22 protein-coding genes are annotated in these 25438 nt (G+C 51.5%); 5 read left to right on the forward strand and 17 right to left on the reverse strand.

Annotated features, from left to right (window positions below):
• Positions 1 to 49: 49 nt before the first annotated feature.
• The 4 genes from OGV89_RS00335 to soxR form a co-directional block, all read right to left on the reverse strand.
• Complete coding sequence (locus tag OGV89_RS00335) at positions 50 to 541, reverse strand: REP-associated tyrosine transposase (protein WP_286557973.1); 492 nt, start codon at positions 539 to 541, stop codon at positions 50 to 52.
• A gap of 138 nt (positions 542 to 679) precedes the next feature.
• The gene (locus OGV89_RS00340) at positions 680 to 2326 is read right to left on the reverse strand and encodes a Na+/H+ antiporter (RefSeq protein WP_003031737.1); all 1647 of its coding nucleotides are present in this window, start codon (positions 2324 to 2326) and stop codon (positions 680 to 682) included.
• A 157-nt stretch (positions 2327 to 2483) separates the two neighbouring features.
• Positions 2484 to 3833 carry a guanine/hypoxanthine transporter GhxP gene (ghxP, locus tag OGV89_RS00345; RefSeq protein ID WP_003031735.1) on the reverse strand — a complete coding sequence of 450 codons (1350 nt, stop codon included), beginning with the start codon at positions 3831 to 3833 and terminating at the stop codon, positions 2484 to 2486.
• Between the two features lie 724 nt (positions 3834 to 4557).
• Entirely contained in the window at positions 4558 to 5016 is a 459-nt protein-coding gene (soxR, locus tag OGV89_RS00350) for a redox-sensitive transcriptional activator SoxR (protein WP_003031733.1), read from the reverse strand.
• Between the two features lie 86 nt (positions 5017 to 5102).
• On the opposite strand from soxR, the gene soxS reads away from it, so the two are divergent.
• Entirely contained in the window at positions 5103 to 5426 is a 324-nt protein-coding gene (soxS, locus tag OGV89_RS00355) for a superoxide response transcriptional regulator SoxS (RefSeq protein WP_003031731.1), read from the forward strand.
• Between the two features lie 2 nt (positions 5427 to 5428).
• Here soxS and pdeC read toward each other — a convergent pair whose 3' ends face one another.
• Positions 5429 to 7015 carry a cyclic di-3',5'-guanosine monophosphate phosphodiesterase PdeC gene (pdeC, locus tag OGV89_RS00360; protein ID WP_003841054.1) on the reverse strand — a complete coding sequence of 529 codons (1587 nt, stop codon included), beginning with the start codon at positions 7013 to 7015 and terminating at the stop codon, positions 5429 to 5431.
• Positions 7016 to 7568: 553 nt separating this feature from the next.
• Here pdeC and OGV89_RS00365 point away from each other — a divergent pair.
• Positions 7569 to 7850, forward strand: coding sequence for a YjcB family protein (locus OGV89_RS00365; RefSeq protein ID WP_003844730.1), 282 nt, complete (start codon positions 7569 to 7571; stop codon positions 7848 to 7850).
• An 83-nt stretch (positions 7851 to 7933) separates the two neighbouring features.
• Here the strand turns inward: OGV89_RS00365 and OGV89_RS00370 are convergent, their stop codons facing one another.
• Entirely contained in the window at positions 7934 to 10243 is a 2310-nt protein-coding gene (locus tag OGV89_RS00370) for an autotransporter family protein (RefSeq protein ID WP_003844729.1), read from the reverse strand.
• A gap of 481 nt (positions 10244 to 10724) precedes the next feature.
• Positions 10725 to 11249 carry a single-stranded DNA-binding protein SSB1 gene (gene ssb1 / locus OGV89_RS00375; protein WP_003826621.1) on the reverse strand — a complete coding sequence of 175 codons (525 nt, stop codon included), beginning with the start codon at positions 11247 to 11249 and terminating at the stop codon, positions 10725 to 10727.
• A 251-nt stretch (positions 11250 to 11500) separates the two neighbouring features.
• Between ssb1 and uvrA the strand changes: the two genes are divergently transcribed.
• A complete protein-coding gene (uvrA, locus tag OGV89_RS00380; RefSeq protein ID WP_106902790.1) occupies positions 11501 to 14323 on the forward strand; it encodes an excinuclease ABC subunit UvrA in 2823 nt (940 codons plus the stop codon).
• Between the two features lie 115 nt (positions 14324 to 14438).
• Here the strand turns inward: uvrA and OGV89_RS00385 are convergent, their stop codons facing one another.
• The 5 genes from OGV89_RS00385 to dnaB form a co-directional block, all read right to left on the reverse strand.
• Complete coding sequence (locus OGV89_RS00385; protein WP_003031719.1) at positions 14439 to 14795, reverse strand: MmcQ/YjbR family DNA-binding protein; 357 nt, start codon at positions 14793 to 14795, stop codon at positions 14439 to 14441.
• A 127-nt stretch (positions 14796 to 14922) separates the two neighbouring features.
• Positions 14923 to 15636 (reverse strand): acid phosphatase AphA, encoded by a 714-nt coding sequence (aphA, locus tag OGV89_RS00390; RefSeq protein WP_003826615.1) that lies wholly within the window; start codon positions 15634 to 15636, stop codon positions 14923 to 14925.
• Between the two features lie 248 nt (positions 15637 to 15884).
• Positions 15885 to 17078 (reverse strand): aromatic amino acid transaminase, encoded by a 1194-nt coding sequence (tyrB, locus tag OGV89_RS00395; protein WP_200003219.1) that lies wholly within the window; start codon positions 17076 to 17078, stop codon positions 15885 to 15887.
• 128 nt (positions 17079 to 17206) lie between these two features.
• Positions 17207 to 18286: an alanine racemase gene (gene alr, locus OGV89_RS00400; protein ID WP_003844721.1), complete on the reverse strand. Its 1080-nt coding sequence runs from the start codon at positions 18284 to 18286 to the stop codon at positions 17207 to 17209.
• Between the two features lie 16 nt (positions 18287 to 18302).
• Positions 18303 to 19718: a replicative DNA helicase gene (gene dnaB / locus OGV89_RS00405; RefSeq protein ID WP_003826610.1), complete on the reverse strand. Its 1416-nt coding sequence runs from the start codon at positions 19716 to 19718 to the stop codon at positions 18303 to 18305.
• A 64-nt stretch (positions 19719 to 19782) separates the two neighbouring features.
• Here dnaB and OGV89_RS00410 point away from each other — a divergent pair, with 64 nt between their 5' ends.
• The gene (locus OGV89_RS00410; protein ID WP_003841359.1) at positions 19783 to 20766 is read left to right on the forward strand and encodes a quinone oxidoreductase; all 984 of its coding nucleotides are present in this window, start codon (positions 19783 to 19785) and stop codon (positions 20764 to 20766) included.
• Positions 20767 to 21067: 301 nt separating this feature from the next.
• Here the strand turns inward: OGV89_RS00410 and pspG are convergent, their stop codons facing one another.
• The 3 genes from pspG to OGV89_RS00425 form a co-directional block, all read right to left on the reverse strand.
• A complete protein-coding gene (pspG, locus tag OGV89_RS00415; RefSeq protein WP_003031713.1) occupies positions 21068 to 21310 on the reverse strand; it encodes an envelope stress response protein PspG in 243 nt (80 codons plus the stop codon).
• 133 nt (positions 21311 to 21443) lie between these two features.
• Positions 21444 to 22442, reverse strand: coding sequence for a tRNA dihydrouridine(20/20a) synthase DusA (gene dusA, locus OGV89_RS00420; RefSeq protein ID WP_003841361.1), 999 nt, complete (start codon positions 22440 to 22442; stop codon positions 21444 to 21446).
• Between the two features lie 107 nt (positions 22443 to 22549).
• Positions 22550 to 23038 (reverse strand): cupin domain-containing protein, encoded by a 489-nt coding sequence (locus tag OGV89_RS00425; RefSeq protein WP_003031710.1) that lies wholly within the window; start codon positions 23036 to 23038, stop codon positions 22550 to 22552.
• 115 nt (positions 23039 to 23153) lie between these two features.
• Here OGV89_RS00425 and zur point away from each other — a divergent pair, with 115 nt between their 5' ends.
• Entirely contained in the window at positions 23154 to 23672 is a 519-nt protein-coding gene (gene zur / locus OGV89_RS00430; RefSeq protein WP_003031709.1) for a zinc uptake transcriptional repressor Zur, read from the forward strand.
• 48 nt (positions 23673 to 23720) lie between these two features.
• Here zur and OGV89_RS00435 read toward each other — a convergent pair whose 3' ends face one another.
• Positions 23721 to 23930, reverse strand: a complete 210-nt coding sequence (locus OGV89_RS00435; RefSeq protein ID WP_003031706.1) for a CsbD family protein — start codon at positions 23928 to 23930, stop codon at positions 23721 to 23723.
• A 136-nt stretch (positions 23931 to 24066) separates the two neighbouring features.
• Positions 24067 to 25386 (reverse strand): MATE family efflux transporter DinF, encoded by a 1320-nt coding sequence (dinF, locus tag OGV89_RS00440; RefSeq protein WP_003841363.1) that lies wholly within the window; start codon positions 25384 to 25386, stop codon positions 24067 to 24069.
• Between the last annotated feature and the right edge of the window lie 52 nt (positions 25387 to 25438).

Raw genomic sequence — 25438 nt, forward strand, 5'->3', positions numbered from 1 at the left:
CGCCTTATCCGGCCTACATCGGTTTTGTAGGCCTGATAAGCGTAGCGCATCAGGCACGTTCACCCATATTAAAATCCATTATTTCACCTGCCCAATTTTGTGGGAACAAACCACGCCTCACATCGCGATGAAATGTTGAAAAAGGCCATATCTGTACCTGTTTTACCCACCCGTGCTTCACTGGGTTAATGTAAATATAATCAACATGCTGTCGATAATCGTGCTCATCGCGGATGGTATGTTCCCAAAAGCGAGGTTGCCAGATATGTCGGGCAGACAACGATCGCGTGAAATGCTTCTTAATTTCCCGCCAACGGGATGAAAAATCAGCGTCATTTTCAGGCAACGTCCAGATGCAATGCATATGCTCAGGTAATACGACCCACGCATTGATATAAAAAGGTTTCATTTTTTGTACCGCAGAAATAGCACAACGTAACCGATCAATTTTTGATATCAGAAGCTGGCTTCGACGGTCCTGCAGATTTACCGTAAAAAACCAGGTTCCTCCGTTGATGTAATTTCGTCGATAGTTGGACATGTTTCCCCCTTTCCTCAAAGGTATGGAGAAAAGAGGGAACAGACAAGACAAACAGATCAGTTCAGGAAAGCGGCTCGCAAATTACACGATGAATATTTTATGTAGGCCTGATAAGCGTAGCGCATCAGGCACTCTCGTTTATTGGTTCTCGATCAACAGCGCTTCCAGCAAGTCCAGATCGTGCAGCAGCTTTTGCAGCGTTTCATTGCTGATTTCCCGCGTCGCGCGCAGGTGATAAAGCTCTGCGCGTTCTGAACGCAACGCTGCCAGGCGGAAACGTCGCTCGAGGTTTTCTTCCTGCATCGAGCTTTCCACATCGTTGCGTCCGTCGGCGCGACGACGCAGGTTACCAATCACGCGGGAACTCACCTCGGTGAGTAACTGGTTATCGATGTTCTCTTCGGTGTCCGCGGCCAGTCGCTCCTCCATTTTCTGGATCGCGACAATCGCCACTTCTGCCGTAGCAGCGCGAGCAATACGTTCCTCTTTCTGCTGCTGCGAGTGGTCTGCCACTTCCAGATGTTGTAGCAGAATCGGCAACATCACCACGCCAACAAACAGCGAGAACAGAATCACGCCTGCGGCAAGGAAGATCAGCTCATATCGCGCCGGGAATCCGCTACCGTCCGGTAACAACAGTGGAATGGAGAGCACACCGGCGAGGGTAATTGCCCCGCGCACGCCCGCAAAAGAGGCAATCAGGATTTCACGCGTTGTCCAGGAGCCGAATTCCATTGGTTTTTTCTTCAGGAAGCGCAGACTGAATTTTTTCATCGTCCACAGCCAGCCAAAACGTACCAACATCAGCGCCACGTAAATCAGCACGATATCGGTAAACAGCATCCAGATTTCAACGTTCGGATCGACCTCTGCCGCCGCTAAGGAAGACTCCAGAATCCCCGGTAACTGTAGCCCTAACAGCAAGAAGACCATGCCGTTAAACACAAACTCCAGCATTGCCCAGGTACTGTTAGCACGTAAACGCATCGCCAGCGGTGCGCGGCGCATCACCCCGGAACGGGTGATCGTCATCCCGGCAGCGACCGCCGCGAGGATACCGGAAACGCCGATGTGTTCCGCAATCAGGTAAGACGCAAACGGCAGCAGGAACAGCAGGACGATTTGCGTTGCTGGCTCGTCACCGCCCCAGCGGCTGAGGAAGCGCAGGGAGCGCCCGTACAGCCAACTGACGACAAAACCAGCCAGGATGCCGCCAATCGCCACTTTGAAGAACTCAAGCGTTGCGCCACCAACGGTAAATACCATCGTCCCCATCGCCACGGCGACGGCAAACTTCAGAGATACCAGACCGGAGGCGTCGTTCATCAACGCTTCGCCCTGCAGGATGCCCATGATTTTCTTCGGTATGCGCCCCTCCCCCACAATGCCGGAAAGGGCAACAGCATCGGTTGGCGAAAGGACGGCGGCCAGCGCAAAGGCTGGGATAAGCGGTATCCCCGGCACCAGCCAGTAAATCATAAATCCAATGCCGACCACCGTGACCAGCACCAGCGCCAGCGCAAGGCCGAAGATCTCTCGCCCATGCTCGAGAAACTCACGCGTTGGCGTCTTCCAGCCATCGGCAAAGAGCAGCGGCGGGATGAACAGCACCAAAAACAGCTCAGGATCGAATTCCACATGCAAACCAAACGTCGGCCACGCCAGCAAGGCGCCGATGGCGATCTGCATTAGGGGTAAAGGGAGTTGGAAGGGCAATACGCGAGTAAATACCCCCGACAGCGAGACCACAAGGGTCATGATGAGTATGGTGAAAAAGATTTCCATGCGTTCCCTGTTTGCGATGTTTCTTATGATTGGTGATGAGAGGCGTCGTGCCTCAATTCTATCTAATTGAGAGTAACGCAAAAGACAACGAGTGTGTTCTGAAAATAAAAACGGGCGGCCAAAGCCACCCGTTTTGAGGATCTTTATCGAATAAAAATCAGATAGCCCAGCCGCCCGCGTAGAAGGCCACCAGCGCGATAGCGATAACCACCGTGCCGATATTCAGCTTGCGCCATTCGCCAGAGACAAGACGGCCAATCACCAGGGTAGCAAAACCAATCATAATGCCGGTAACGATGTTACAGGTCAGCACGATAAATACGGCCGTTACCAGACCCGCCATTGCGTCGACAAAGTCAGCAAAGTCGATTTTCGCAACGTTGCTCAGCATCAACAGGCCCACATACATCAGCGCAGGCGCCGTTGCGTATACCGGTACAAGATACGAGAGCGGAGAGAGGAACAGGATCAGCAGGAACAGGACGCCAACGGTGATCGCCGTCAGGCCAGTTTTACCGCCTGCCGCCGTACCCGCTGCGGATTCAATGTATACCGCCGCAGGAGCCGCGCCCACCAGACCAGAGAACACGCTGCTCAGGGAGTCGGTGGTCAGCGCTTTGCCGCCGTCGATAATCTGTCCGTCTTTATCCAGCAAATTTGCCTGTCCGGCTACGGCACGGATGGTGCCGGTCGCATCGAAGACGGCGGTCATGACCAGCGCCAGCACGCTCGGCAGAACGATAGGATTCAGTGCGCCCATAATATCCAGGCTGCCGATCAGCGAGTTGCCGTTTTCGTCGCTCAGAGACGGCATGGCAAAAATACCGGAGAAATGCACGGCCGGGTCGAAAATCAGGCCAACAATGGAAATACCGATAATAGTCAGCAGGATGCCGCCCGGTACTTTCAGTTTTTCGAGGCCAATAATCACCGCCAGACCAACCAGCGACATTATCACTGGGAAAGTATCGAAGTCGCCCAGCGCAACCGGCAGACCGTCCAGCGGATTCTTAATCACCAGACCAACGCCGTTTGCCGCAATCAGCAGCAGGAACAGGCCGATACCGATTCCCGTACCGTGCGCAACGCCCTGCGGCAGATTGCGCAGGATCCAGCTACGAATACCCGTCGCGGAAATGATGGTAAACAGGACGCCCATCAGGAACACCGCGCCCAGCGCAACGGGCACGCTGATATGTTGCCCCAATACCAGGCTGAATGCGGTAAACGCCGTCAGAGAAATGGCGCAACCAATCGCCAGCGGCAGATTTGCCCACAGGCCCATGACAATAGAACCGACGCCCGCGACCAGGCAGGTTGCCACAAATACAGCGGCAGGCGGGAATCCGGCTTTACCCAGCATCCCTGGAACCACAATAACGGAGTAAACCATGGCGAGGAACGTCGTTAATCCGGCAACGACTTCCTGACGAACGGTACTGCCGCGAAGCGAAATTTTAAACCAGGCGTCGAGTGAACCGCCGGTACGCGCTGAAGGCGTAGACATAGAAAACATCCCCTGAGAGTTTATTTTTTCGTCATTATGCGTGCTGGACAATCCACTGCCTGCTAAACGTTTTCTCCATGTGCCAGGTTTGCGTCATTAGGGGTGTCGCAAAAAAGCAAACGTTTAGCTCCGCGCATAAAAAACGGGTGGTAAAAAAAAGCAAACGATTATCCAGCGATCATACGCCGGTTTTCAACTGAACTTTGCCGCTTTTTACTCATTTCTTCTTATAACGCACAATAAACAACCAGTCGATGCGCAAACGTTATCGTCAATGCGCAATCTGGTAACAAATTTCGCCAGATTGTCGCAACAATCGTTCTTATTTTTCGCGCAAACTCGCGCAAGAAAACCGGTGAAGATGCGGTAAATTTTTTGGCTAAAAAATCATCGTTTCACTGGCAAATGGAGGGAGGTAGCTTACACTTACATTATCAACACAGGCCGGAACCTCCCCTAATGTGCTCGACTGAGGGGTGTTGATGTCGGGGGAAACCCTCCCGTGAACCAGCGGGATAGAGTGAAAGACAAAGACCGGAACCAAACTAAAGCGCCCTCTGTGGCGCTTTAGTTTTATACCCGTCATACTTCACGTTGCAGGTGTGTTGGCTGCGTTTACTCACCCGAATCACTTAGTTTACTAAGCTCATCGGGATTCGTGCTCTTGCCGCCTTCCCACAACGCGAATTATTTAGGGTATATATCCGTCATATATTTAAACCAATCAATCATCTTCCAGCAGACGCGCCCCGGTTCCTTGCTCGCCCAACTGATCGCCTGGGTTACGCAACGGGCAATCGCTGCGCGACAAGCAGCCGCAACCAATACATCCATCCAGCTCATCACGTAGCGACACCAAAGTATGAATGCGTCGGTCCAGCTCTTCACGCCATTGCGAAGAGAGCTGTTTCCACTCTTTAGCGCTAAGTGAATGTCCTTCAGGTAATACGCCCAGCGCGTCGCCAATCGTTGCCAGCGGGATCCCAATACGTTGAGCAATCTTGATAATCGCCACGTAACGCAACACATCACGTTTGTAGCGACGCTGATTACCGCTGTTGCGCATGCTGCTAATTAACCCTTTGCTTTCATAGAAATGCAGGGTCGAAACTGCCACGCCGCTACGCTTTGCAACTTCACCTGGCGTGAGCAGCGCTTTTATCCGGGGTAATTTCTTTTCCATAAATCGCTTTACCTCAAGTTAACTTGAGGAATTATACTCGCCCACAGACAAAACGACGAATCGAATACTGAGAAAGAGGCAGCCCTATGTCCCATCAGCAGATTATTCAGACCCTTATTGAATGGATTGATGAACATATCGATCAGCCGCTGAACATTGAGGCGGTTGCGAAAAAATCAGGTTACTCGAAGTGGTATTTACAGAGAATGTTCCGCACGGTGACGCGCCAGACGCTGGGTGACTACATCCGCCAGCGACGACTTCTGCTGGCGGCGGTTGAACTGAGGACGACTGAGCGACCTATTTTCGATATCGCGATGGATCTTGGTTATGTATCGCAACAAACCTTTTCGCGCGTGTTTCGCCGCGAGTTTGATCGTACCCCCAGCGATTACCGCCACCGCCTGTAAGCTTATTGCCCGCTCTGCGTCAGTATGGCGGGCGACCGTTGTATCCAGTGCATGAACTCCTGCGACGGCAGCGCCTTCGCAAAATACCAGCCCTGACAATACTGTACGCCGCGTTCAAGCAGCCATTCGATTTGTTCCTTCGTTTCCACCCCTTCCGCAATCGTCTTCAGGTGTAAGCTTTGCGCCATCTCAATAATATGTTCGGCAATCAAGTGACTGGTGCTGTTAGTGGACAACGTGCTAATAAACGATTTGTCGATCTTCAGGATATCGACATTCAGCGCTGACAAATTATGCAGATTGGAATATCCCGTGCCAAAATCATCAAACGCCACTTCATAACCCGCCTTGCGGAACGCCTGAATTACTGGGGTCATTTTATGTACATCTATGAACCCCCGCTCCGTCACTTCGACTTTAATTTGCTGGGCCGCCACGGAGTACTCACGATTTTTGTCGTTAATCAGAGCAATCAATCGGGATGAATGAAAGTCAGAAGCGGAAAGGTTAATCGAGATATAAAGCTGAGGATGCGCCGAAAGAAAATACCCCAAATCGTTGAACACCTCTTCAACGACATAATCCGTGATCCGCTCAATCATTCCCTCTTTTTCAGCCAACGGAATAAACTCCGTCGGGCTCATCACCTCACCTTTACAACCCGGCCAGCGCAGCAGAGCTTCAGCACCAACACATTGTCCATTCTTAATATCAATGATCGGCTGGTAATGCAGGCAAAGCTGACGTTTTTTGATCGCGCGTTTTAGTAAGCGCCGGGGAGATAAGTATTCCTGGCGCGTGCGCCACCACATTAGCAGTATCAGTATGCTGCAGATAATCCCGAAGGGAATGGTTAACGCCGCCTCGTGATAAAAAATCTGACTTACGCGGTTGTCTGAGGTCGACACAATGATCGCAATTGGGCGTTTTTCTGAATGCACGATGGTGTAAAAGCGATCGTCTTGTTGAAAGGTCGAGGCTTCACCGCGTACGAGAGGCGCGAATTGCGCAATATTTGCCGCTTCGCTGGCGGAGAAAAACGTATCTGTTACTGTGTCATATACGCCCCAGGACAGATCCGGATCATCTGACATGACTTCGCTGTAGGATAATGGATTTATGACTGCGACGTAGTTCCCACGTTGCATGTACGTCATTCTGTAGCCAGCGAAAAAAGGGGTATCGCGGTAGTAATAGATGGCGATATCCGGCGTACGTTTATAGTCTGCGGTCGGCATAATATAGGTAACGGGTGGCACCATCGACGTAGAGCACAAAAAATGATCGCCCTGCGCATAAATTAGCTCGCTGATATATAAACGACCGCGAATAATATTCAGCATACTTTTCTGATGTGCCGGGGTACACATCTTACCCTGATACAACTGGGCCATATCACGCGCCAAATCGGCTTGCAGGATTACCAATTCTGTTTTATTTAACACCAGTTGAGCAAATGAGCGGAGTTGATTACGGGTTTCGGACATAGCCCGAATTTGAGCAAACCATAATGCCAGCACCACGGGGAGCAATACCACCATGAATGTTCCCAGCAACTTCAGCAGCTTGCGTCGCGCACTGTGATTCATGTCAGCCTTATGTCCCTGTTTTGTCTATGCCAGTACCTGTCACGGCAGGATGCTATAAACACCAGCTAGTTAACTTGCATGAATCTATCAGTATTAGCAACAGACGTCTCTATGTAAAAGTCTGATAATAGTTGATGATGATATTATTTTTCCGTAAGGCAAACTTAAAGTTACGCTTATTTCACAACGTTATTATCCCTAAAACGTAAATTTTTTATGAGCACTATCCTGGTTGCATTTAAGAAATTCATTAAATTTTTTTAACACAAAATTTAGGATAAATTAAACCGGTGGTCTAAATGCACCTTTAAGATTGATTATTTAGTGTCAAAAACCTTTTTGAATATAACCACACATTAAGAGTGGTTATATTCCTGTAAAAATAACGTCCAGTACTGGTGAACAAACGAGCACTTGTGATATAGTTCACAAAAATCATGTAACAGAAACAATGTTTCATTCATGTTATTGCCCGTCGATAGCCAGAGTACTACACCCTCGGTGAACACCCCCGCGCTGTCCTGGGCATCCAGACTTTCTGAGGACGTTTTTCATGGCAACGATAACAACTGGCGTGGTTCTTCTGCGGTGGCAATTACTCAGTGCAGTGCTGATGTTTTTAGCCAGTACGCTCAATATCCGTTTTCGTAAATCAGATTATATTGGCCTGGCCGTCATTAGCAGCGGTTTGGGGCTGGTTTTTGCCTGCTGGTTTGCGACTGGATTGCTCGGCATAACCCTGGTGGATATGTCTACTATCTGGAAGAACATTGAAACCGTGATGGTCGAAGTGATGAGCCACACACCGCCAGAATGGCCGATGGTGTTGAACTGATAACAACAGTGTGTCCGACCAGAATATACCCGGTCGGACACGGTTTTAAGCAATAACGATTCTACTGACGTTCCGGTAACCGTTTACCACTCCATACGGAACCCTGCGTTCACCTGCCAGTTCATATCAATGTCGCCTCCAGCCGATCTTTCCAGGTCAACATACAGTCGGGAGTTATTGTTCTGAGTGAGGTGGATATTGGTACCAATACCGTAGTTAATCCACGAGTCACTTCCTCCCTCGCGAACCGTCATGGACGCGTCTTTACCCCACACAGTGACATCACGATCGCCGGCAAACTCATGCAGCAGATCCAGCTTCACATAAATGTCGCTGTCCGGGCGTTCTTCAAATCGATAACCTCCTCGCAATCCGACACGACCGATCACGCTATCGATATCATTCTGACGAACCCGTAGTCCGCTGCTGGTGGTATAACGAGCCTCATCCAACCGGGTATACACGAGCTGCGCTTGCGGTTCGATGAAAGAGGATTCTCCCAGACTAAACTCACGACCGTATTCTGCGCTGGCGCTAATTGACCACGTACTGCTATCCGCCACCCCCATATTGCCGTACACATTTCGGTAGTTAAAATCACTCTCATGGCGGCTATATTTCAGCACCAGATCCAGGTAGTCCTGTTTCTCCGGACGGTTCCATGCAGCATAAAGTGAACCACCGTAGCTCTTGTTATCACCCGTGCCATAAGTAAAGTCAGCGTTACCTCTCATGTAATGCGCCGCAATGCCTCGCGTCCAGACTGATTGTTCACCTTCTTCTTTATTGTCATAACCAAGTTGCCAGAAGCTGTACAGGTTTTTGAAGTAGCTGCCATTATCGCTTTCCATTTCGCCGCCTTTATAGCGTATCCACAGACCATTTTGCTGTTGGTTCTGGCGTAATTCCCCTAAACGCTTATTCAGGCTGTCGATTTCGAGACGGGCGGTGGCCGCCGCGTAGTTTAACCCAGCATTGGCAATTGCGGTGTTGCTACCCGCACTGGCTTTCGTTGAAACCCCCGTGATATACCAGTTTGTGCCATACTGGCTTACCGGATCGCCTTCCCGAATATCAGAACGCAGTAGCGGTTTATAGTCGTATACATACTCGTTAGTGATATCGATTTTATCGTACGCTGCGAACGTCACATTGCTGGCGGCATCGGCAACCCAGATATCTTCTTGCAGATTGCTGAGCTTATTAATATTTAACGCCTCAATGGCATGAGTTCCCCCCGCGCTACTCTTAACGACCTCGATAAAGTCGCTCCCATTACGCCGCTGCTCATCGGTTTTATTTGTATTTACATCAATCAGGAAAATACCGTTGTTGCCTTTCAGATCGTGAATCTTCACGGTTTCGTTGATACTCTGATTGGTATGCAGGTTAAAACCATGCAGGTTTATCGTCCCGCCGTCTTGCAAGGTAATGGCGCTGATCTGAGCGTCTTTGCCATCCGGGATCCAGTAAGCATTATTCATCAGCGTCAGATTCAAATCTCCCGCCCATTTACCGCTGGCAGTTTCCAGGAAGTTCGCTTCATGCCCATGCCAGAATGACTCTGCACCATTGAGAGTAATATTCATCTGGCTGGTATTAGCATATATTTTATCGCCGAAGTCGATATTTCCTAACAAATTAACCTTGTGCTCACCTGACTGATTAATATTTACGACACCACCATCTTTAGCACTAACTGCATCACTTTTTGATGAGCCATCAGGATAACCACTATTGTTCTCCAGCAGTTCTTTGAAATTACTGGCGTATGTATTAATGTAAACATCGCCACCGTTAGCTGTAATAGTTGAACCTGCACCGCGCGCATAGACTCCATTATTTGCCAGCGTGGCGTCTTTCCCCTCGTTGCTGTGTTCAACCTCTGAACGAATGTACACATTACCGTTTACAGTGATATCCGCACCGCTTCCCGCATACAACGCAGTATTGTTATGTGTATACTTAGAGCCAATTAAGAAAGTGTTTTTCAGGCTAAAGTTATCGACGGTGACGTTGGTGTCCTGACCTTCGGCGGATAAGCCAAAAAAGGCCAGACCGGCGCGGTGTTCCTGTTGCGTAGTTCCGCTAATATTCACGTTGTAATTGCCAATTTGATAATCTCCCGCCTGGGCTTTGGTGATACTGCCAATCTTCACCTCAAGGCCATTACCTTCACCTCGCACAGGGTTATCAATATTTACCGTGATATCATAGCTTTTATCATCTGCAATCGTATCCTGAATGATGATCCCTTCCTGACCACCATTAACATCTATATAATTTAGTTCATAGTTTTTTGCACTCGCAAATCCGGCGCAAACCAACTGCGCTGCGGTAAATGATAGTGTAAAAGGTATTATTGCTTTCGGGTTTATCTTCCTGTGATACATAGTAAGCTCCATAACAAATAGTTTACCAACGCACTTATTAACACCCCACCAATAAAAAGCAGCCAATAATAAATATATTTTCATTAATGAAGAATTGATAAGCTAAAAGCATTATTTAAAGCCATGCATTAATTTGTCAATATTTACCACACAGCAAATTACATTTTTTTCTTTAAATTAATTTAATATTGCTCTCCAAAAACTATCTCAAACTGAAAAAATCAAAAGTGCAATATAAATCCATTAGTTATTATCGTCATTTTTAATGTTATCATTCGGTAATACCTACATTGATTTTCATTCCCTGTAACAATCAATAAATATTATCGAATATTAGCGTAAATCAGTTCGTATTAAATGAATAATAAAGCTGCGATGATAAACCAGAAAATACCGAATAATTAATTCTGAATAAGAGATGTAAAAAAACCCCGTCGCAACGGGGTTTTTTTACATTAGAACGTTAATGCGTTCAGCTATCTTAGAACGGAATATCGTCGTCGAAATCCATCGGCGGTTCGTTAGACGGCGCTGCCGGAGCGGACTGCTGCGGACGAGACTGCGCGCCGCCGCTGAACTGATTGCCGCCCTGCGGCTGCTGAGGCTGACCCCAACCACCCTGCTGCTGGCCGCCACCTGCCGGAGCACCACCGCCCTGACGACCGCCCAGCATTTGCATGGTGCCGCCAACGTTAACAACAACCTCAGTGGTGTACTTTTCTACGCCGGACTGATCGGTCCATTTGCGGGTACGCAGCTGACCTTCGATATAGACCTGGGAACCTTTACGCAGATATTCACTGGCCACTTCCGCCAGTTTGCCAAACAGCACAACGCGGTGCCATTCAGTCTGCTCTTTCATTTCACCGGTCGCTTTATCACGCCAGGATTCGGAAGTAGCCAGCGTAATGTTGGCAACTGCGCCACCATTCGGCATATAGCGTACTTCCGGGTCCTGGCCCAGATTACCGACGAGAATCACCTTGTTTACGCCTCTGCTGGCCATGATCGTGTCTCCTGAAAAACGTTACTGAATAAGTGTAAGCGCGGGATTGTAGCATTTCCAATAGCGCTTTTACTACGTTGCGAAGTTGATTCCAGTAAACAACCCCCGCCAGACATTGTTGCACAGGAACATGCGTTTTGCATTCCAATACTGTATATCCATTCAGGTCAGGTTGTGTCATAATTAACCGTTTGTGATCGCCGGTAGCACCATGCAGCCAGGCAAAAAAGCGTTTAATCCGGGAAAGATGAATGGATAAGATCGAAGTTCGGGGCGCCCGCACCCATAATCTCAAAAACATCAACCTCGTCATCCCGCGCGACAAGCTGATTGTCGTCACCGGGCTTTCGGGCTCAGGCAAATCTTCGCTCGCTTTCGACACCTTATATGCCGAAGGGCAGCGTCGTTACGTTGAATCCCTTTCCGCGTACGCGCGTCAATTTCTGTCGCTGATGGAAAAACCGGATGTCGACCACATTGAGGGGCTCTCTCCTGCCATCTCAATTGAACAAAAATCGACGTCCCATAACCCGCGATCCACGGTAGGTACAATTACCGAAATTCACGACTATCTGCGTCTGCTGTTTGCCCGCGTTGGCGAGCCGCGCTGTCCGGATCACGACGTTCCCCTGGCAGCGCAGACCGTTAGCCAGATGGTGGACAACGTCCTGTCGCAGCCGGAAGGCAAACGTCTGATGCTGCTGGCGCCGGTAATTAAGGAGCGTAAAGGCGAGCACACCAAAACGCTGGAAAACCTGGCGGGCCAGGGCTATATCCGCGCCCGTATCGACGGCGAAGTGTGTGACCTTTCTGATCCGCCCAAGCTTGAGCTGCAAAAGAAACACACTATTGAAGTGGTGATTGACCGCTTTAAAGTACGCGACGACCTCACTCAGCGACTGGCTGAATCCTTTGAAACTGCGCTGGAACTGTCCGGTGGTACGGCGGTGGTCGCCGATATGGACGACCCGAAAGCGGAAGAGCTTCTGTTCTCCGCCAACTTCGCCTGCCCGATTTGCGGCTACAGTATGCGCGAACTGGAACCCCGCCTGTTCTCGTTCAACAACCCGGCGGGTGCATGCCCAACCTGTGACGGTCTCGGCGTGCAGCAGTATTTCGATCCTGACCGGGTGATTCAAAACCCGGAACTGTCGCTGGCTGGTGGTGCTATTCGTGGTTGGGATCGCCGTAACTTCTATTATTTCCAGATGCTTAAGTCTCTGGCTGAACACTATCAATTCGACGTTGAAGCCCCATGGGCCAGCCTGAGCCCTACCGTGCATAAAGTGGTGCTGTACGGTTCGGGTAAAGAAAATATCGAATTCAAATACATGAACGATCGCGGCGATACTTCCGTACGTCGTCACCCGTTTGAAGGTGTGCTGCACAATATGGAGCGCCGTTATAAAGAGACGGAATCCAGTGCGGTACGCGAAGAATTAGCCAAATTCATCAGTAACCGACCGTGCGCCAGCTGTGAAGGGACGCGTTTACGTCGCGAGGCCCGCCACGTATTTGTTGAAAATACGCCGCTGCCTGCAATTTCTGACATGAGCATCGGTCATGCAATGGATTTCTTCAACAATCTGAAGCTTGCGGGTCAGCGGGCGAAGATTGCCGAGAAAATTCTTAAAGAGATTGGCGATCGTCTGAAGTTCCTGGTCAACGTCGGCCTCAACTACCTGACGCTATCGCGGTCGGCGGAAACGCTATCCGGCGGAGAGGCCCAGCGTATTCGTCTGGCAAGCCAGATCGGCGCGGGTCTGGTCGGTGTAATGTACGTGCTGGATGAACCGTCTATCGGTTTGCATCAGCGCGATAACGAGCGTCTGCTGGGTACGCTTATCCACCTGCGTAATCTGGGTAATACCGTCATTGTAGTCGAGCACGATGAAGATGCGATTCGCGCCGCTGACCACGTTATCGATATCGGCCCCGGCGCGGGTGTTCACGGTGGTCAGGTCGTCGCCGAAGGGACGCTCGACGACATCATGGCAGTGCCTGAGTCGCTGACCGGCCAGTACATGAGCGGTAAGCGCAAGATTGAAGTGCCTAAACAGCGCGTTGCGGCTGACCCAGAGAAAGTGCTGAAGCTCACCGGCGCACGCGGCAACAACCTGAAAGATGTCACCCTGACGCTGCCGGTAGGTTTATTTACCTGCATTACCGGGGTTTCAGGTTCGGGTAAATCGACGCTGATTAACGATACTCTGTTCCCAATTGCGCAGACGGCGCTGAACGGTGCGACGCTGGCGGAACCTGCGCCGTATCGCGATGTTCAGGGTCTGGAACATTTCGACAAAGTCATCGATATTGACCAAAGCCCGATTGGCCGTACGCCGCGTTCTAACCCTGCGACCTACACCGGGGTATTTACGCCGGTGCGCGAACTGTTTGCCGGCGTGCCGGAGTCACGTGCACGCGGTTACACCCCAGGGCGTTTCAGCTTTAACGTCCGCGGCGGACGCTGTGAAGCCTGTCAGGGCGACGGCGTGATCAAAGTCGAAATGCACTTCCTGCCGGATATCTACGTGCCGTGCGATCAATGTAAAGGCAAGCGCTATAACCGCGAAACGCTGGAGATTAAGTACAAAGGCAAGACTATCCACGAAGTGTTGGATATGACGATTGAAGAAGCACGCGAGTTCTTCGATGCCGTTCCGGCGCTGGCGCGTAAGCTGCAAACACTAATGGACGTTGGCCTGACGTACATCCGACTGGGTCAGTCCGCTACCACACTCTCGGGCGGCGAGGCGCAGCGCGTGAAGCTGGCGCGCGAACTGTCAAAACGCGGTACTGGGCAAACGCTGTATATTCTCGATGAGCCGACCACCGGTCTGCATTTTGCGGATATTCAGCAACTGTTGGACGTGCTGCATCAGCTCCGGGATCAGGGCAACACCATCGTGGTGATTGAGCACAATCTGGACGTGATTAAGACCGCTGACTGGATTGTCGATCTCGGTCCGGAAGGTGGCAGCGGAGGCGGCGAAATTCTTGTCTCCGGCACACCAGAAACAGTCGCTGAGTGTGAAGCCTCACACACGGCACGTTTCCTCAAACCACTGTTGTAATTACGCAACACTTATCAGGCCCACAGAACAGGCGTAAAGCTTGTAGGCCTGATAAGGCGCTTGCGCCGCATCAGGCAACGGTTGTACCTGATGGCGCTACGCTTAACAAGACCGTTCAGGGCTGCGTCAGTATCCGCCGTTTATCAGCAGGCAGCGTGTTCACAGCCTGCTGATAAGAGGCGTCAACCAGATAATAAATCTGTGAATCCGGTAGCGAGCCGTCCAGATACACCGTACTCCAGTGCGCCTTATTGAGATGCCTGCTTGGCCGAACATCGCTATGCTGCTGGCGCAACAACTCTGCCAGTTCTGGGCTGGTTTTCAGAGACACCGCCGGGCGTTCTTCCACCTCTTTTACCATGGCAAAAAGCACATCTTCGACTTTGATTTGCGTGGCCTTCCAGTCACTGTGAACGCTCTGCTCCGCGCCCATTTTTGCCATGCAGTATTGCAGCAACTCCGAATTCGTCATCTTTATTCCCCTTACCAGCATATTGCCTAATGAGAACATCATTTATTCAGTGTGCAGCAAGTCCGCAAAAGGTAAAAGCCAGCAATGTAAATTTGTTTAAAAAAACAGCAATCCGCAGCCAGTGTCCTCAATATTCCGAGTTGACGATCACCTCTTCACCAAACGCACCGGCCTGTGGCAGCGGCTTATAAGTGGAGTTAGAGGCGCGCAAAATGCGAATACCACGAATGCCCACGTCGCGAGCGGCAGTGATGTCATTATCGGAGTCACCGTAAAACATGCGGATATTTTTATCCTGTAACCACTGCGTTTTGGTGTTCTGGCCCGGCTTATCGCCGGCAAAAATGACCGGATTCATATTGCCTGCCGGGATGTGAAAGTTATCAGACAACGTTTTCGACACCGTTTCAGTCTTCGTCTGGCTACGCCCGGTCACGAAAAAGATGCTGTCACCACGACGCACATGCATATCAATTAGCTGGCGCGCGACTTCTTTTGGAATACTGAACTCGTCCCAGCCGTTATTCATTTTTTCCCAGAAGGCCGGATTCTTCAGGTAATCCTCACTGTCCGGAGAATACGTTTTTTTACCGCGCCAGAAGCCTGGGCTGGAAAAGAGGACAGTGTCATCGATATCAAACCCGACCGCCATCGGCGGACGTCCGGTCAGGCTGTTTTCAATTTGTGCCACGGAGACCCAGTGAATGGGAGCCTGCTCAGCGAGCTTTGCAACATTGGTGCCTGGATTGAGCTGAGAGGGAGAAGAAACGAGTGCCTGGGCTGGCTGATTTAGCGTGAACAATAAACAAACGGCACTCAGTGCCAACGTAAACTTGCGCATATTTTTCCCTAAGTAGTCAGTTAGTTATCATTTTTTTATTAACAACTGGTCAAAAAACTATCTGACCTTACCCCTTAGGGGGAGGGAAAGGAAGGATTTTCTCTGGTTTTGCTCTGGAAAAGGAGCACGATCACACAGGAAAACGTGCCTGATAGCACGACGCTTATCAGGCCTCCAAACGAAAATCTATATACCTTTGTAGGCCGGATAAGGCATTTACGCCGCCATCCGGCAATATACAAAGCCGGTTACATGACGGCGGCAAATGCCTTTGCCACGCGCTGCACGTTACCGTGATTCAACCCAGCTACGCACATGCGACCGCTGGCAATCAGGTACACACCGAACTCATCGCGCAGGCGATCAACCTGGGCTGCGCTAAGCCCGGTATAGCTGAACATACCGCGCTGTTGCAACAGGTAGTCAAAGTTACGGCCCGGGATCTCTGCATTCAATACGTTAACCAGCTCCTGACGCATCGCCAGAATGCGGGTACGCATCTCTTCGACTTCTGCCAGCCAACTGGCTTTCAGTGCGTCATCACCCAGTACCGCGGCAACTACCTGCGCACCAAAGTTTGGCGGGCTGGAGTAGTTACGACGCACCGTCGCTTTTAGCTGCCCCAGAACGCGGCTGGCGGTATCAGCATCTTCACATACGACAGACAGTCCGCCGACACGCTCGCCGTACAAGGAGAAAATCTTCGAGAATGAGTTACTGACCAGAGCGGGCAAACCGGCGCTGGCAATGGCGCGAATCGCATAGGCGTCGTCTTCTATTCCACCACCGAAGCCCTGGTAAGCAATGTCCAGGAACGGAATCAAATCGCGTGCTTTCAGGATCTCAATAACGCTATCCCACTGCGCAGGCGTTAAATCCGCGCCCGTCGGGTTATGGCAGCACGGATGCAGCAGCACGATGCTGCGCGCCGGTAAGGTATTCAGCGTTGCCAGCAGGTCGTTGAAACGCACGCCGTTAGTCGTGTCGTCATACCATGGGTAAGTGCTTACTTCGAATCCAGCCCCCTCAAAAATCGCGATATGGTTTTCCCAGGTCGGATCGCTGACCCATACGCCAGAATCAGAGAAATAGCGTTTCAGGAAGTCTGCGCCAACCTTTAACGCACCGGAGCCGCCCAGCGTCTGAATAGTTGCGACGCGCTGCTGCTGGAGAACCGGATGATCTGCGCCAAACAGCAGCGGCGCAATAGTATGACGATACGTGTTCAGACCTTCCATCGGCAGATACAGCGAAGCACCATGCGGTTTGGCATTAAGTCGAGCTTCCGCTTCCGCCACCGCTTTAAGCTGAGGAATAATTCCGTCTTCGTTGTAATACAGGCCGATGCTGAGGTTCACTTTGTCGCTACGTGAATCTTCTTTGAAGCGCTCCATGAGCGATAAAATCGGGTCGCCGGCGTAGGCGTCAACTTTTTGAAACACGTGTGGTTCTCCAGGTTTACAGGCAAGGGTTAAGAACACAATAAACCGGAAGCGGGAGAAGATCGAGAGGATGTTGAGGGTAATATTGCCGGAAGGCGGCGTAACCGCCTGTCCAGCACATCATTCTGCTAATCGATATACTTCATCGCCACCCTTGAGGTCAGGCGCGTAATAAGTTCGTAAGCACTTACTTTCGTCATTTCAGCAATGCGTTCAACGGGCAGTCCCTCACCCCACAGAATCACCGAATCGCCGGCTTTATCCTGCGCTTCGGGGCCTAAATCGACGCAGATCATATCCATCGCAACGCGACCGACGATCGGCACTTCACGGCCATTGACCAGTACCGGCGTCCCAGACGGCGCCGCGCGCGGATAACCATCACCATAGCCCATTGCCACCACGCCCAGACGCGTGTCGCGCTCGCTCAACCAGGTACCACCATAACCAACCGGCTCGCCCGCTTTGTGCTCACGCACCGCAATCAGGCTGGAGGTCAGCGACATCACCGGCTGGCAGCCAAAATCAGCACCGATGGAGTGGTTTTCCAGTGGCGACACACCATACAGAATCAGTCCCGGACGCGCCCAGTCGAAGTGAGACTGTGGCCACAGCAGAATACCGCCCGATGCGGCAATCGAACGCTGCCCAGGTTTGCCCTCGCAAAAGCTGTTGAAGATATCGAGCTGTTTTTCGGTCGCACCGCATTCAGGTTCGTCTGCGCGCGCAAAATGGCTGACGATATTGACCGGCTGGCGCACATTTTCACATTGCGTTAGGCGCTGATAAAACGCCTCGGCCTGCTCAGGGCGTACGCCCAGGCGGTGCATACCGGTATCGAGCTTCATCCAGACGGTAACGGGTTCAACCAGATTAGCGGCTTCCAGGGCTTCGAGCTGCTCCTGGTTATGGACGGCTGTATGCAGACGCTGCGCGGAAATAGTCGGCAGATCGGAGGCATCAAAAAATCCCTCCAGCAGCAGGATGGGCTGAGTGATCCCTCCCGCTCGCAACCGCAGGGCTTCTTCAAGACGAGCGACACCAAAAGCGTCCGCATCGGGGAGCGTTCGCGCGGTCTCTAACAGACCATGGCCGTAGGCGTTCGCTTTCACGACCGCAACCAGTTTACTGGCAGGGGCCAGTTCACGCAGACGTTGCAGGTTGTGTCGCAGAGCGCGGCGGTTAATGACTACAGTTGCCGCTTGCATTTGTATTCCTTAGAAATTACTCATCATCATATTGAGGACCGGCATAGTTGTCGAAGCGGGACCACTGTCCGTTAAACGTCAGGCGCACCGTACCGATCGGACCGTTACGCTGCTTACCAATAATAATTTCGGCGATGCCTTTTAAGTCACTGTTTTCGTGATAAACCTCATCACGATAGATAAACATGATTAAGTCGGCATCCTGTTCGATGGAGCCGGATTCACGCAGATCCGAGTTAACCGGACGCTTGTCGGCGCGTTGTTCCAGAGAGCGGTTAAGCTGCGACAGCGCCACCACCGGCACATGCAATTCTTTCGCTAACGCTTTCAGCGAGCGGGAGATTTCTGCAATTTCCAGCGTACGGTTGTCGGAGAGCGACGGCACGCGCATCAGCTGCAGGTAGTCGATCATGATAAGTCCGATACCGCCATGTTCACGGGCGATACGACGGGCACGCGAGCGCACTTCCGTTGGCGTCAGGCCGGAGGAATCATCAATATAGATGTTTCGTTTCTCCAGCAAAATACCCATTGTTCCGGAAATTCGTGCCCAGTCCTCATCATCCAGTTGACCGGTACGGATTTTGGTTTGGTCTACGCGTGAGAGCGAGGCCAGGGAACGCATCATGATCTGTTCCGAGGGCATTTCAAGACTAAAGATAAGAACCGGCTTATCCTGCAACATCGCCGCATTTTCGACGAGGTTCATCGCAAATGTTGTTTTACCCATCGACGGACGCGCGGCGACGATAATTAAGTCTGACGGCTGCAAACCAGCCGTCTTTTTATTGAGGTCGTCATAACCGGTGTTCACCCCGGTGACGCCGTCGTGCGGCTGCTGGAACAGCTGCTCAATACGCGCGACGGTGGCGTCGAGCACATCAGTAATATTTTTCGGCCCTTCGTCTTTATTTGCGCGGCTTTCCGCGATTTTAAAGACACGGGATTCAGCAAGGTCCAACAGATCTTCACTGGAACGGCCTTGCGGATCAAACCCGGCTTCCGCGATTTCGTTCGCAACCGAAATCATGTCACGAACAACAGCACGTTCGCGGACGATATCCGCATAAGCGCTAATATTCGCCGCACTTGGCGTATTTTTAGATAACTCAGCCAGGTAAGCGAAACCGCCGACGCTATCCAGTTGTCCCTGAACCTCCAGCGACTCTGCCAGTGTGATCAGATCGATGGGTTTCCCCATCTCCTGCAGGCGATGCATTTCCGTAAAGATATGCCGGTGCGGCCGGGTATAAAAATCTTCCGCCACCACACGCTCGGCGACATCGTCCCAGCGTTCGTTATCCAGCATTAAACCGCCCAACACCGACTGTTCCGCTTCAATCGAGTGCGGCGGTACTTTCAGCCCGGCGACCTGGGGATCGCGCTCACGAGCATCAGTCTGTTGTTTGTTGAAGGGTTTATTTCCTGCCATAGTGAATGGAGTTACCGAGATAATGATTGGGTCGAAAGATTACCACATTTCTTTTGGAGGAAGCATGGCAACACGTATTGAATTTCACAAGCATGGTGGCCCTGATGTACTCAAGGCGGTGGAGTTTACACCCGTAGACCCGGCGGAAAACGAAATCCAGGTCGAGAACAAAGCTATTGGGATCAACTATATCGACACCTACATCCGCAGTGGTCTTTATCCGCCGCCATCTCTGCCCAGCGGCCTGGGTACCGAAGCTGCCGGCGTAGTCAGCAAAGTCGGCAGCAAAGTGACACACATTAAAGCTGGCGATCGCGTGGTGTACGCCCAGTCTGCCCTTGGTGCATACAGCTCAGTGCATAACGTTCCGGCCGATAAAGCCGCCATCCTACCCAACGCTATCTCATTTGAACAAGCCGCAGCCTCATTCCTGAAAGGGTTAACCGTTTTCTATCTGCTGCGTAAAACCTATGAAATTCAGCCTGATGAGCCGTTTTTGTTCCACGCGGCTGCGGGCGGCGTCGGGATGATTGCCTGCCAGTGGGCAAAAGCATTGGGCGCGAAGCTGATTGGTACCGTCGGCAGTGCGCAAAAAGCGCAAATTGCGCTGCAGGCCGGCGCATGGCAGGTCATTAACTATCGTGAAGAAAGCATAGTTGAGCGAGTGAAAGAGATAACCGGCGGAAAAAAAGTACGGGTGGTGTATGACTCGGTGGGGAAAGATACCTGGGAAGCCTCGCTGGATTGTTTACAGCGCCGGGGACTAATGGTCAGCTTTGGTAATGCTTCCGGGCCGGTGACTGGCGTGAACTTAGGTATTCTGAACCAGAAAGGTTCGCTGTACGTGACCCGTCCTTCACTCCAGGGGTATATCACCAATCACCGCGAATTAACCGAAGCCAGCAATGAGCTATTCTCGCTAATTGCCAGCGGAGTAATCAAAGTGGATGTCGCGCCTGGTCAGACGTTCGCACTGCACGATGCACAGCGTGCTCATGAAGTACTGGAAAGCCGGGCAACGCAGGGATCGAGTTTGCTAATCCCATAATGCTTCGACTTCCCCTAAATAATTCAAATTGCAGGAAGGCGGCAATTGAATGAATCCCCAGGAGCTTACTGGAGTAAGTGACTGGGGTGAATGAAAGCAGCCAACACACCTGCGGTTTGAATTATGACGGGGAAGTAAAGAATTAGGGCTTCCCGTGGGAAGCCCTTTCTTTTTTTAGTTCGGCTGTATGTAGGGTACAGCTCGATGAATTCGTTAACCCGGCAATAGTGACAGATTTGATAATCAATTCCTATTTGGTTCTAAAGGCAATGTTGCAGGTTGTGACGCACCACTCAATACCTTAGTAAAATCGACGGTTATTGCGCTGATACTGTGGGACTTTTGGCGCTTTTATCGCCTTGATAACCCACACCACGGCAACAGCCAGTAGCAGCCAGGGCAACAGTTTAATCATCAAGGCAAATAGTCCGCCCAGAAACATCACTGCGGTGGCTACGACCAATGCAGCCAGAACGCCCAGTAAAGATACGCCGGTGACCATCAGCATGATAAAAAATCCAATCACAAAAAGTAGTTCCAGCATGGCTCTCTCCCGAAATGAAATTCTCTCCATTGCTTTACAAGAAACATGCCAAAAATAATGCATTGATTTATAAAGAAAACGCCCCGCGACAAAGCGCAGGGCGTGGTGAAATTAACTAACTTTTGGTGAAAACTTAACGCTTGTCTGCCACCAGCTTCAGCGCGTGCTCCAGTACGTTAATATCTGCCCCGGCTTTATGCGCATTTTCGCTCAGATAGCGACGCCACTGACGAGCCCCAGGGATCCCCTGAAACAGCCCCAACATATGGCGCGTCACATGTCCCAAATAGGTCCCCTTACTCAGTTCACGCTCAATGTACGGGTACATGGCGCGCACCACGGCAACTGGATCGGCATCTTCGGTGGCAGCAGCAAAAATCTCACGGTCAACGGACGCCAGAATACCTGGGTTTTGGTAAGCTTCACGCCCCACCATCACGCCATCCATATGTTGCAGATGAATTTTTGCTTCTTCCAGCGATTTAATGCCGCCGTTGATCGACATCGTCAGATGCGGGAAATCACGCTTTAGCTGATAAACACGGTCATAATCCAGCGGTGGGATCTCGCGGTTTTCTTTCGGGCTTAACCCGGATAGCCAGGCCTTGCGGGCGTGAATAATAAACATCTCACATTCGCCGTTGCCAGATACCGTGTTGATGAAATCGCACAGGAATTCGTAGCTGTCCTGATCATCAATGCCGATACGCGTTTTCACCGTTACCGGAATCGACACCACGTCGCGCATTGCTTTGACACAATCGGCGACCAGTTGCGCATTCCCCATCAGGCAGGCGCCAAACATGCCATTCTGCACGCGGTCGGAAGGACAACCCACGTTGAGATTGATTTCGTCATAACCCCGCTGTTCAGCGAGCTTTGCGCACTGCGCCAGCGCCGCAGGATCGCTCCCGCCCAGTTGCAATGCGACCGGATGCTCTTCTTCGCTATACGCCAGATAATCGCCTTTACCATGAATGATCGCGCCGGTGGTTACCATCTCCGTATAGAGCAACGTCTGGCTGGACAGTAAGCGCAAAAAGTAGCGGCAGTGTCTGTCCGTCCAGTCGAGCATCGGCGCGATAGAAAAACGATGAGCGGGAAAAGCGGTAGACTGAGATTCAGGCAGCATGGCGAATATTCAAGCATCCGGTTAAAAAAGGGGCGCTACTATAGCATAGACCGTTACGATAGTGAGCCACATCCTCGCGGCTCACTCCCCCTGCCCCTCAACGAACGCTATTTACGCCCCGGTTTTCCGTCGTGTGATCCGAAAAACTGCGGCGGATGGTCGACCCAGCGATCCTCACGTGTAGCGGCATAGACCGGGTTAAGCGGATAATAAATGCGGTTATATTTTTTGTTCGCCTCACCCACGACTAACAGACGCACCTCTTCACTGGTGTTATTGATAAAGGTATGGCACACGCCTGTACCTGCCGGGAAACCGACGCTGTCGCCCGGCTCTAGCTTCCATAAATACCCGTTAATCCAGGCCTCAGGATAACCTTCCAGCACATAGATAAACTCTTCCTCATCGCTTTCAGCGTGCGGGTACGACGTGCGCCGACCCGGTGGCAGGCGTTCATGATGAATGCCGAGTCGTCCTAACCCCAACTTGCGGGCAAGCGGCGCGCCAATAGCAAATAGCTCATCGCTGTCGGGATAAGTGGAGTCATCAGCCCCCTCAACCTCACGCCAGTGGCGAATACAATCGGGTCTTTTCATGGTTATTTTCCAGTATTGCGATGCGTCAGGTATAGCACACCGCGGTGGATCTCGGCGTTTTAAGCAGAACATGTTAAAGTAAGGGATTAACCTTCCACGCAAATCGAGGCGCCAAATGGACAAAACCACTACGCAAGAGTTATTGGCTCAAGCTGAAAAACTCTGTGCGCAACGCAACGTGCGGCTTACGCCACAGCGTCTCGAAGTGTTGCGCCTGATGAGCCTGCAGGAAGGGGCTATCAGCGCCTATGACCTGCTCGACCTGTTGCGGGAAACTGAGCCGCAGGCCAAGCCGCCAACCGTGTATCGTGCGCTCGATTTTCTGCTGGAACAAGGGTTTGTGCATAAGGTGGAATCCACCAACAGCTATGTCCTTTGCCATCTGTTCGATCAGCCAACGCACAGTTCCGCGATGTTCATTTGTGACCGCTGTGGTGTGGTAAAAGAAGAGTGCGCAGAAGGTGTGGAAGACATCATGCATACGCTGGCGGCCAAAATGGGCTTTGCTCTGCGACATAATGTTATTGAAGCACACGGGCTGTGTCCGGCCTGTGTAGAAGTTGAGTCATGCCGCCATCCTGGCGAGTGCCAGCATGACCATACGATTCAGGTGAAGAAGAAAGTGGGGCGCTAGGTAAGCGGGAGAGCGTACATCCTTGTACTCTCAGGAGGGAGGGGTTAATTACCAGCGGTAATCATTACGTTTTTCCCAATCGTTAACTTCTTTCTCCGCCTGATCTTTCGCGTAACCGTAACGCTCCTGGACTTTACCGACCAGTTGGTCACGTTTACCTTCAATGACCGTCATATCATCATCGGTCAGTTTGCCCCATTGCTCTTTCACTTTACCTTTAAACTGCTTCCAGTTGCCGCCGACTTCGTCTTTATTCATCATCAAGTCCTCATCGTTAGGTTGTGAATAGCGAGAGTGCCATGTCCAGACACATGCTGTTTTTGCTGGACGTGAGAATAAGTGTAGTCAGTGATTCTGGGTTTTATTTACTATTCGGAATTTTTAACCATCCAGATTAGGCAAACCAGGTTCCATTACGCCAGTGACGCCGCCAGATAAAGGCCAGCGACAGCCCGCGCAACGCGAGGAAAACGGTTAACGCCAGCCACAAACCATGATTTCCCAGCCACGGCAACGTCAGGAGCGTTAAGGCGAATCCCACTGCGGCAACGGCCATACTGTTGCGCATTTCTGCAGCCCGTGTCGCGCCAATAAACATTCCGTCGAGCAGATAACACCAGACACCCACCAGCGGTAACACCACCTGCCAGAAGAGATAGCGATCGGCCAGTAGTTGGATTTGCGGCAGCGAGGTCAGTAGCGCAACAATCTGCTCGCCAAACAGGGCATAAACCAGCGAAAACAGAATAGCCACAATACCGGACTGCCGACAGGCCGCCCGCCAGACGTCCAGTAACTGGCTACCATCTCGCGCCCCATAGGCCTGGCCCGAATGCGCTTCCACGGCATAGGCAAATCCATCCAGCGCGTAGGCGGTAAAGGTTAGCAGGGTCATCAGAACGGCATTAACCGCAATAATATCGCCTCCCAGACGTGCACCCAGCACCGTGATAGCGCCAAAACAGAGCTGCAGCAGCAGCGAGCGCAACATGATGTCACGGTTAAGCGCCAGCAAACGACGGAAGTTGCCACGCCACGCCTGCTTCAGCATTGCCAGCGATATTCCGCGCATATGCAGGACTTTGCGCACCATCATCAGGCCGATCAGTAAGGTGGCATATTCAGCAATCACCGTCGCCAGTGCCGCACCTTGCACGTTCATATGCAGGCCCATCACCAGCCATAAATCGAGCACAATGTTAAGAATATTGCCAACAATCAACAGGATAACCGGCGCACGCGCATACTGAACGCCAAGCAGCCAGCCGAGCAGCACCAGATTAGCCAGCGAGGCGGGTGCGCTGAGCCAGCGAATTTCAAGGAAACGCCGGGCTTGTTCCAGTACCGCTTTACTTCCCCCGACAATATGCAGCGCTACATCGATAATCGGCGTACGAAACAGTGCGATAAGCAACCCCGCTCCCAGCGCCAGCATTAGCGGCTGCACCAGTGCGCGCGCCAGCGCCTGTGGATTTTTCGCACCAAATGCCTGGGCAGTAAGACCCGTGGTGCTCATGCGCAGAAAAAGCAGCAGCATAAAGAGAAAACTGGTTGCCGTAGCACCAACCGCAACACCGCCAAGATAGACCGGACTATCCAGATGACCAATCACCGCGGTGTCCACCAGTCCCAGCAGGGGAACGGTGATATTGGAGAAGATCATCGGTAAGGCGAGGTGCCAGAGTGCTTTATCAGAGGAGGTAAAGAAAGGCATACAGGAAAGCCTGATGAAAAGAAGTGAAAACTAACTGTGGCGCAGAATGCGC

The organism is Citrobacter sp. Cf125 (assembly GCF_030333935.1).
GTDB lineage: Bacteria > Pseudomonadota > Gammaproteobacteria > Enterobacterales > Enterobacteriaceae > Citrobacter > Citrobacter freundii.